Origin of the sequence: Thioalkalivibrio thiocyanoxidans ARh2, from assembly GCF_000385215.1 — a bacterium.
Lineage (GTDB): Bacteria > Pseudomonadota > Gammaproteobacteria > Ectothiorhodospirales > Ectothiorhodospiraceae > Thioalkalivibrio > Thioalkalivibrio thiocyanoxidans.
This window is the reverse complement of the sequence record NZ_ARQK01000008.1, coordinates 1-3,443: the sequence shown is the minus strand read 5'-3', so window position 1 is coordinate 3,443 and position 3,443 is coordinate 1. Positions and strand designations below refer to the sequence as shown.

Genomic DNA, 3,443 nt, shown 5'->3' with positions numbered 1-3,443 from the left:
CGCCGTGCAGTCATTCTGCACAAGGGAGCCGCAACGCCGTTCCCGCGCCCGTTTTTGATAACAACGGGCGGCCGAGCCCCTTCGGGGTTGGCACCTCAGGTTCCCCGGTCCTGCGTTGCGGCCCTTGCCGGTAAAACCACTACCGGCTGCGCACCGCGCCTGGTCTCGGAAAACCTGGGGTACCAACGCGAGTGTGTACATTGATCAGTGTTTCCCTGGAGGTCGGTGCAATGTCCCTGTGACAATTGTGCCGCCGGAAATTTCCCGTGCCGTTCGCGACAGCAGCCTTTATCATGGGCACAAACGCCACCGGGAGACCCGATGAGCCCCTCCGACCACCGCCACACCCGCCGCGACTACACGCACAGCGAACTCCATCGCCGTGACCTGCTCGACAACCCCCTGACCCTCCTTGACCAGTGGCTGCAGGATGCGCGCGACGCCGGCAACCCGGACCCCACTGCAATGATCCTCGCCACGGCCGACGCCGATGGCCAGCCCTCCGCACGCACCGTGCTGCTGAAGCACGTCGAGGGCGAAGATCTCTGCTGGTATACCGACTCCCGCAGCCGTAAAGGCCAGGACCTCACCGAGAACCCGCGCGCCGCGCTCCTGTTCTACTGGCCCGAAACCGAGCGCCAGATCCGCGTGGAAGGCAGCGTGACCGCTCTCCCCGGCGAGGCGGCCGACGAATACTTTGCCCAGCGCCCGCGCGCCAGTCAGCTGGCCGCTGCCGCCTCCATCCAGAGCCAGCCCATCGGCACGCGCGCCGACCTCGAAGGCCGCGTCCACGCCCTGGAACAGCAATACCCCGAAGGCGCGATCCCCCGCGACCCCGCCTGGATCGGCTACCGCCTGCAGCCCGAGCTGTTCGAATTCTGGCAGGGCCGGGCCGGCCGCCTGCACGACCGCTTCCAGTACCACCGGGCGGACAATGGCTGGCACATCACCCGCCTGATGCCCTGACCCGCTACCGCTAAAGCCTCCGAATCTGCTAGGATTCGCTCCGCCGTCGCGGCTCGACCCCGCACGGTGCAGCAATTCGGAGAGGTGCCGGAGTGGTCGAACGGGGCGGTCTCGAAAACCGTTGTACTCTCGCGAGTACCGAGGGTTCGAATCCCTCCCTCTCCGCCAGATTTTCGCAAAGGGGCTTCGTATGGCCCCTTTTGCATGTATAATCCCTGAGGTACGGGGATTCGAACCCGAGGAATTAGACACGATGGTTCGACTGGCAGCGCGCAGCAATGCCAGAACGTCACCACTGGTGACGGCCCGCAGGGCGAGGCGCGCTGCGCCGAGTAATCCCTCCCTCTCCGCCAGATTCAGCATGGGGGCCTATATGGCCCCTTTTGCGTTTCTAGCCCCTGGACTAGCCGGATTCGAACCCGAGGAATCGACAACGATGGTTCGACGGGTGACGCGAAGCGGCACACGAACGTCGCCTCAGGCGACGACCCGCAGGGCGAGGCGCAACGCGCCGAGTAATCCCTCCCTCTCCGCCATTTCCCAGGGTTTTCACGCATCGGCCGCCACCGCCACTCGTAGGGTGCGGTTGACCCCCGCGAAACGCACCTTTGCCCAAGCCGAGCGAAACCCCGATGTGATTCGCTTGGCTCATCACATCCTACGACGCTCTCCGTGCCCAAGGATTTGAGCCCACGAGATCAACACGATGGTTCGACCGGTGGCGCGTAGCGACACCGGAACGCCGCAGCGAACCGAAGGTGGCCCGTAGGCGGCAACATATAGTGGTCAAGTGATTTCGGACACCTCGATGGATGTTTCGGCAGTCCATTCTCGCTCGTAGAAGTTAAGCTCTGGGTAGTCTAGGGCCACCTGCACACACACCCCACCCAGCCCTCGTCCACCATCAAGGCCACTCGCAGGCTTGCACTCGGGACCAAAACGCCTGCGTCCCATCTCGTCTGCTCAATCAGACCCTCATCACTCCCCCGATCGAGGTCTCCGCGGAAACCAGATCAGCACGAAGGGCGCTGGTCCCACCATCTCGGGCCATCAAGGTGCTAGAGCGGCAGGTTGACACTGGAACTGGCAATCCCAACGATGTACATATGGCTGCAACCAGTTGCGATTAGTGGCAACTCACGGCAGGTATCCCTAATCAGCTAAAGTCTGGTACGAGATAGTACCGAAGGTGATCCAACCATGAGCAAGCATGCCGTCAAGATCCAAGCGGAATGGGACCCGGAAGCGTCTGTCTGGGTTGCCCAGAGCGATGACGTGCCGGGATTGGCCACCGAGGCCGCGACGATGGAGGAACTGATCGTCAAGCTGCGGCAACTGGTACCTGAGCTGCTGGAGGCCAATGGCATTCCGCTTCAGACGGAGAATCACGAGCTCCCGTTCGATGTCTTCGCCTCACGCCACGATTCCGCGCGCATCGCTTGCTAGCGATCTCGTGGCCGCCAACTTCACCCCCGAGCTCAAGAAGATTCTTCAGAGCCATGGATGCTCATTCAAACGCCAGGGTAAGGGTGATCACGAACTCTGGTTCAGCCCCATTAGTGCCAAGACCTTCGTTGTAGACAATGGGATCAAGTCACGGCATACAGCGAACGGCGTACTCAAGCAAGCGGGCATAGACAAGGCATTCTGATGCCGTGAAAGCCGGGCTCAAGCCCGGGTGGTCATGTCTGCGACAATTACCGAAAGTGCGCCGCTCTTCGATCTCGCGCGGGCCGTTGCGTCCGCCCAAGAGACGACATGGGCCCCGTACTCTCGCCGGCTTCTACCTGCGTCATTCGTCTGGTCTCGCGTGGGAAATCGTCCTGCCAAGATATCACTCAGCAGGCGGCGGCCATCGGGCAGGTCGCGCCCCAGAACCACGTGGGAATTCGGGTTATCGGCATCTGGCAGCGTTTCCTCAGCATGCAAGGTCACGTTCGGCCATACGAAACGTATGACCGTCTGGAGGACACAAAAAAGGCGACCCCGGAATCCGTGGGTCGCCTTTTTTGTGTGATTTTCTGGTGGGCGGTACTAGGTTCGAACTAGTGACCCCTGCCGTGTGAAGGCAGTGCTCTACCGCTGAGCTAACCGCCCAGAACGGCGGCAAGATTACGTCTACCGGTGTTCGGCGTCAAGCGAGAATGATTGCCACGAGAGTAAATCCGACGCAGCGCCGTAGATACCGTCTTGCCCTATGAGGTGCAAGGCGTGTCATTTCGGGGTTGATACGGGGTTTGCGACTTGAGCACGCCGAAGGCGATGTGCAGGAGCTTGCGCATGGCCGCCCCGATGGCGGCCATCTTGGCCTTGCCCCGCCTCAGGAGGCGGTGGTACTGGCGCCGCACGTCCGGGTTGTAGCGGGTGGCCACCACAGCCGCCATGTAGAGCGTCTTGCGCAGCCGCCCCGGGCCGGCCTTCGCCAGCCGCGGGGGTCGCTGGACCGAGGTCCCGGACTCCTGCAGGACCGGTACCAG

General features: G+C 62.4%; 4 protein-coding genes, 2 tRNA genes and 2 other RNA genes. 6 read left to right on the top strand and 2 right to left on the bottom strand.

Annotated elements, in window-relative coordinates; genetic code table 11:
• The first annotated feature begins 321 nt into the window (after positions 1-321).
• The 6 genes from pdxH (at position 322) to G372_RS14430 (ending at position 2,617) form a co-directional block, all read left to right on the top strand.
• On the top strand, positions 322-966 hold the full coding sequence (gene pdxH, locus G372_RS0100110) for a pyridoxamine 5'-phosphate oxidase (protein ID WP_019624407.1): 645 nt from the start codon (positions 322-324) through the stop codon (positions 964-966).
• A 78-nt stretch (positions 967-1,044) separates the two neighbouring features.
• Positions 1,045-1,134 (top strand) — tRNA-Ser (locus G372_RS0100105).
• A 54-nt stretch (positions 1,135-1,188) separates the two neighbouring features.
• A non-coding RNA gene (locus tag G372_RS13660) (RtT sRNA) lies at positions 1,189-1,319 on the top strand.
• A gap of 52 nt (positions 1,320-1,371) precedes the next feature.
• A non-coding RNA gene (locus G372_RS13655) (RtT sRNA) lies at positions 1,372-1,502 on the top strand.
• 664 nt (positions 1,503-2,166) lie between these two features.
• Positions 2,167-2,412 carry a DUF1902 domain-containing protein gene (locus G372_RS0100100; RefSeq protein ID WP_019624408.1) on the top strand — a complete coding sequence of 82 codons (246 nt, stop codon included), beginning with the start codon at positions 2,167-2,169 and terminating at the stop codon, positions 2,410-2,412.
• Positions 2,327-2,617 (top strand): type II toxin-antitoxin system HicA family toxin, encoded by a 291-nt coding sequence (locus G372_RS14430; RefSeq protein ID WP_341853126.1) that lies wholly within the window; start codon positions 2,327-2,329, stop codon positions 2,615-2,617. The genes G372_RS0100100 and G372_RS14430 overlap by 86 nt, the downstream gene beginning before the upstream one ends.
• Positions 2,618-2,988: 371 nt before the next feature.
• Here the strand turns inward: G372_RS14430 and G372_RS0100095 are convergent.
• Both G372_RS0100095 and G372_RS13405 read right to left on the bottom strand, forming a co-directional pair.
• Positions 2,989-3,063: transfer RNA gene (locus G372_RS0100095), tRNA-Val, on the bottom strand.
• 98 nt (positions 3,064-3,161) lie between these two features.
• Positions 3,162-3,443, bottom strand: a 282-nt coding sequence (locus G372_RS13405; protein WP_156824349.1) for a transposase, incomplete at its 5' end; no start/stop codon positions are given.

Coding starts and splice junctions, on each gene's coding strand:
- G372_RS0100100 (WP_019624408.1), top strand. CDS start 2,167: ATGAGCAAGCATGCCGTCAAGATCCAAGCGGAATGGGACCCGGAAGCG.
- G372_RS14430 (WP_341853126.1), top strand. CDS start 2,327: ATGGCATTCCGCTTCAGACGGAGAATCACGAGCTCCCGTTCGATGTCT.
- pdxH (WP_019624407.1), top strand. CDS start 322: ATGAGCCCCTCCGACCACCGCCACACCCGCCGCGACTACACGCACAGC.